General features: G+C 43.1%; 7 protein-coding genes and 1 pseudogene. 7 read left to right on the top strand and 1 reads right to left on the bottom strand.

Features of this window, described 5'->3' with window-relative positions; all coding sequences use genetic code 11:
* Positions 1-251 precede the first annotated feature (251 nt).
* Positions 252-482, bottom strand: a pseudogene (locus KW850_RS34605) (DUF3888 domain-containing protein); the annotation flags it as partial.
* Positions 483-772: 290 nt separating this feature from the next.
* Between KW850_RS34605 and KW850_RS32275 the strand changes: the two are divergent.
* From KW850_RS32275 to KW850_RS32245, 7 genes are all read left to right on the top strand, one after another.
* Positions 773-1,093, top strand: a complete 321-nt coding sequence (locus tag KW850_RS32275) for a PadR family transcriptional regulator (protein ID WP_024030244.1) — start codon at positions 773-775, stop codon at positions 1,091-1,093.
* A 71-nt stretch (positions 1,094-1,164) separates the two neighbouring features.
* Complete coding sequence (locus tag KW850_RS32270; protein WP_218351676.1) at positions 1,165-1,506, top strand: DUF1048 domain-containing protein; 342 nt, start codon at positions 1,165-1,167, stop codon at positions 1,504-1,506.
* 170 nt (positions 1,507-1,676) lie between these two features.
* A complete protein-coding gene (locus KW850_RS32265; protein WP_218351675.1) occupies positions 1,677-2,438 on the top strand; it encodes an ABC transporter ATP-binding protein in 762 nt (253 codons plus the stop codon).
* A complete protein-coding gene (locus tag KW850_RS32260; protein ID WP_218351674.1) occupies positions 2,439-3,188 on the top strand; it encodes an ABC transporter permease in 750 nt (249 codons plus the stop codon).
* Positions 3,189-3,379: 191 nt separating this feature from the next.
* Positions 3,380-3,604, top strand: a complete 225-nt coding sequence (locus KW850_RS32255; RefSeq protein WP_218351673.1) for a hypothetical protein — start codon at positions 3,380-3,382, stop codon at positions 3,602-3,604.
* Between the two features lie 235 nt (positions 3,605-3,839).
* On the top strand, positions 3,840-4,103 hold the full coding sequence (locus tag KW850_RS32250; RefSeq protein WP_218351672.1) for an ArsR/SmtB family transcription factor: 264 nt from the start codon (positions 3,840-3,842) through the stop codon (positions 4,101-4,103).
* Positions 4,104-4,182: 79 nt separating this feature from the next.
* The coding region (locus KW850_RS32245; RefSeq protein WP_483862197.1) for an oxidoreductase at positions 4,183-4,608 on the top strand (426 nt) is incomplete at its 3' end.

Genomic DNA, 4,608 nt, shown 5'->3' with positions numbered 1-4,608 from the left:
ATTAGCTACATCTTGTGAATGATAACTAGGAGGAGCCGTGTGCGTGAATAGCGCAAGCACGGTTCTGCGAGGGGGGAGAAACACAATCTACCGCGAGGTAGAGAGGTTCTCTTCTACTCAACTAGTTGAAGAAGGAAATAGACGAGTTTGCATCTTTTATTGGCTGAAACATTAACCTAAAAAGGTTTCTTAAGAACATACTTAAACAAATGTGGCAGCTTATTAAAATCAAACGATGACTGCAAGTGCAAGTCAGGAGGGTATTTATATGTCTTTATGTGCGTGTGAGTTATTAACTTCACTTCAGATCCATAAGAAATCCGATAAGTCATTCTGTCCTTCCCTACTCGAACAAGGTGTCCGCCATCGTCAGGCTCGATTTCAAATGTAATCTCCAATATTAAGCCACGGAAGCCATTTACTCTTCTTGTTTCAATCACTTCAATTAACCATGGACTTACTTGAGTTCCAAAATCCTTTATGAAGGAATTAAGGTGATTTTCAAGACATATGAATATTTTTCTAAACTTTTGTACCATTTATTTCCTTTAAACGAAATAGATACCGCATCAATTTGTGAAGGTGTTTCATCGCCGTTAATATTGGTATCGAAATATTTTTAAGAAAAATAGTTGACATCCCCGCTACTCGGTGTTACGATGTACTTGTAATAAGCAATACTGAATAGCGTGATTTCCCAAACGTTATTCAGTAAAAATTTACCTTAGTACTAAGTTATACTGAATATAAGTCAGACAAAATAGAGGTGAACATGGAAAATTTAACTGAAATGCTGAAGGGTTCGCTGGAAGGCTGTGTGCTGGAAATCATCAGCCGCCATGAAACCTATGGCTACGAGATTACTCGCCGCCTGAACGAGCTTGGGTTTACCGAAGTCGTGGAAGGGACGGTCTACACCATCCTCGTGCGATTAGAAAAGAAAAAACTGGTGAGTATAGAAAAAAAACCGTCAGATATGGGGCCGCCCCGCAAGTTTTACTCACTTAATGAGGCTGGCCGCCAGGAACTTGAATTGTTTTGGAAAAAATGGGATTTTGTATCATCAAAAATCAACGTCTTGAAGTCAATCTAACTTCATAAGATATTACGTCTGATATTTTTGAAGTGTCTTGTTCAGCTTTATAAAAAAGGAGGAAAAATAACATGATGGAAATGTTCAAAAAAATGATTGGTGATAAAAAAGAGTACAAGATGATGATGGCACGGGTTGAAGCCCTGCCAGAGGACTACCAGTTTGTATTTAAGAAAATTCAAAGCTACATGTGGAATTTTTCAGCGGGCAACGGGATGGATATGCTGCACATACAGTATGAATTAATCGATTTGTTCGAAGCCGGTGCAGCAGAAGGCAGACAAGTGCTGGAAATTACTGGGGACGACGTGGCGTCCTTTGCCGACGAACTAGTGGCAAACGCTAAAACCTATGTCGCCAAGTATCGTGAAGATTTGAATCAGAGTATCTTAAAGCGATTGGGAAAAAAATAAACTCATTAAATAATACGACTGAATAGCTGGTTACAAAAATGAATTGCCACCTTCGTTATTCAGTTATATTTTTAACCTGGTAATAAGTGATACAGATTATCAGTCAGACTAAATAGTAGAGGATAAGCAATCTAGCTCCGCAAAGCACATTTTATAAGGAGGAAAAAAGTATGAGCAATGCAGCGATTTTTGTAAAAGGGTTAAAAAAATCCTTTAAAGATAAGGAAGTCTTAAAGGGGGTGGATTTTGAGGTGCAGCGTGGCGAAATTTTCGCACTGCTGGGCTCAAATGGAGCGGGCAAGACGACGACGGTCAACATCCTCTCGACGCTGATGAAGCCTGATGGCGGCGAAGTAGGTATTTGCGGCTTTGACATCCAGCGTCAACCGGATCATGTTCGTCAGAGCATCAGCCTGACAGGGCAGTTCGCAGCCTTAGACGGCATGCTCACCGGGCGGGAAAACCTGACGATGATCGCCCAGTTGAGGGGAGTTTCCAATCCTGCTAAAGTCGCCGACAATCTACTTGCAAGATTCGGACTGACCGATGCGGCCAACCGCCGGGCAGACAAATATTCCGGAGGGATGAAGCGCCGGCTTGACATCGCCATGAGCCTGATCGGTACGCCAGCAGTCATTTTTCTCGACGAACCGACCACAGGGCTTGACCCCGAAGCGCGGATTGAAGTCTGGGATACCGTCAAGGAGCTTGCTGGCGGCGGCACGACCATCTTGCTGACGACCCAGTACCTGGAGGAAGCCGAACAACTGGCGGACCGTATCGCCATCTTGCATGGCGGAAAAATCATCACGACCGGTACCCTTACCGAACTCAAGGAGATGTTCCCGCCAGCGAAAGTGGAGTACATTGAGAAGCAGCCGACATTGGAGGAAATTTTCCTCGCAATCATTGGCAAAAAGGAGGAGATGTAAATGAAAAGCAAAACAGGGGTATTACTAGGACGTTTGATGCGCAACATCATGCGAAGCCCGGATACGATTATCACGGTGGCGATTACGCCGATTATGATGATGCTGCTGTTTGTCTACGTATTTGGCGGCGCTATAGAGACCGGCACGGACAACTACGTCAATTATTTATTGCCGGGAATCTTGCTGATGGCTATCGCATCCGGCGTCGCTTATACTTCCTTGCGGCTGTTTACGGATGTAAAGAGCGGGCTGATGGCGCGTTTCATTACCATGCCCATCAAGCGCTCATCGGTATTGTGGGCTCACGTGTTGACTTCGCTTGTTTCCAATGCGCTTACTGTCGTTGTGGTTATCCTCGTCGCGCTCTTGATGGGCTTCCGTTCCAGTGCTGGTATCCTGGATTGGCTCGCGGTAGCTGGGATACTCGGGCTGTTTACGCTGGCGCTGACATGGCTGGCGGTCATTCCCGGATTGAGAGCGGGGTCCATGGAAGGGGCGACAGCCTACTCGTACCCGCTGATTTTCCTGCCGTTTATCAGTTCGGCCTTTGTCCCCACCGAAACCATGCCTAAAATTGTCCGTGCGTTCGCTGAGAACCAGCCCGTGACTTCAATCGTGAATACGATTCGTGCCCTCTTGTATGGAGGGTCTGTTGGCAACGGTATCTGGATCGCGCTTGCCTGGTGCGTCGGCATCATGGTCATAGCCTACTTCTTCGCCAGTAAACAATTTAAACGCCAGTTAGGGTAAGTACACCATTATGGGATTAGCCATATCAATAGTCAGCCGATCTTACCATAATAAAACTAACGCATGCGTTAATAAATAACGAATATTAACATAGCCTGTATCAATGATTACTTGGTAATCATTGATACAGGCTTTATATTTTGGTGACTATTTGTTCTTACATATATTTAACCTAAGGTGCGTTTTTTTATTTGGTTATGTTAAAGTTAATTGTTGATTTTGGCACCCTGTTGATTGGAGGGGAAGGCGCGAAGACTCCTGCGGGAGACCCCGCAGGATCGCAGCGACGAGGAGGCTCCCCGGACCGCCCGCGGAAAGCGAAGTGCCTGGAGCGGAAATCAACAGGCAAGTTTAACAGAGCCTTTTATTTAAGTGAAAACTCTAAAAACATAAATTGTATTCGAAAAGAAGATTGAAATTTATTGTTAAAAAAGATAATTAAACTAAAGTGTGGAAGACTAAAATTTATTTTAATATGATGTTATTTAGAAGCGAGCATCATGAAGTGGAAATCACAATCACATTCTTAAATTAAGAAAACAGCCTTTGAATTAAAAAATCGAAAAGCATTCTCTTGACAGAGCATCTCAGATTAAATACAATATTTCTAGAAATGCTGAAATAAGAATTGCTGAAAGGAGGTTTTTAGCGGTGAATGATGATATTGCAGTAAAAGTCTATAAGGCACTAGGTGAATCGACTCGTTTACAAATCGTAAAATTACTTGCAGGGCAATCAGAGTTAGCTTGCCTGGAAATGGCCAATCAATTAAAAGTCCCTGCCAATTCAACATTGACGCATCATTTAAAACCATTACTCGATTGCGGATTATTAGCCGTTCGCAGAGAGGGAACCTTCAGATATTACAGTTTACAACGAGAAGTCCTTGCACAATATGCTCCCGCTTTACTTTAAAGTAAAAGCGGAATAATTGTAGTGTTTATTTCAGTATTTATAGAAATACGGAATAATTAAAATGAACGGGGGAAAATATATGGGTCAAATTAGCGAAGAAACAAATTCTAGGGGAAATTTAAAAAATGGTTTAGAAAGTAAATTGTTTGAACCGATAAAAATCGGAGCTTGGAATTTACGCTCTCGTATCGCAATGGCACCGTTAACAAGATCCTTTGCAGATGATCAGACGGGCGTAGTAGGAGAGGATATTGTTGAATATTACCGAAAACGTGCTGCCGATGGAGTTGGTTTAATCATTTCAGAAGGAACGGTCATTAGTCCTCGTGGAAAAGGCTATCCTGGAATTCCAGGCATTTATTCAGACGAACAAATTAAGGGATGGAAAAAAGTAACGGATGCTGTGCATAAAGAGGGAGGAACAATGATCGCTCAAATATGGCATGTTGGTCGTTTATCTCATCACGAGCTTGCTGGAAATCTGCCTCCTCAAGCACCATCGGCT

It is taken from the genome of Bacillus sp. sid0103 (assembly GCF_019219025.1).
This window is presented reverse-complemented; position numbering and strand designations above follow the sequence as displayed.

Coding starts and splice junctions, on each gene's coding strand:
- KW850_RS32275 (WP_024030244.1), top strand. CDS start 773: ATGGAAAATTTAACTGAAATGCTGAAGGGTTCGCTGGAAGGCTGTGTG.
- KW850_RS32270 (WP_218351676.1), top strand. CDS start 1,165: ATGATGGAAATGTTCAAAAAAATGATTGGTGATAAAAAAGAGTACAAG.
- KW850_RS32265 (WP_218351675.1), top strand. CDS start 1,677: ATGAGCAATGCAGCGATTTTTGTAAAAGGGTTAAAAAAATCCTTTAAA.
- KW850_RS32260 (WP_218351674.1), top strand. CDS start 2,439: ATGAAAAGCAAAACAGGGGTATTACTAGGACGTTTGATGCGCAACATC.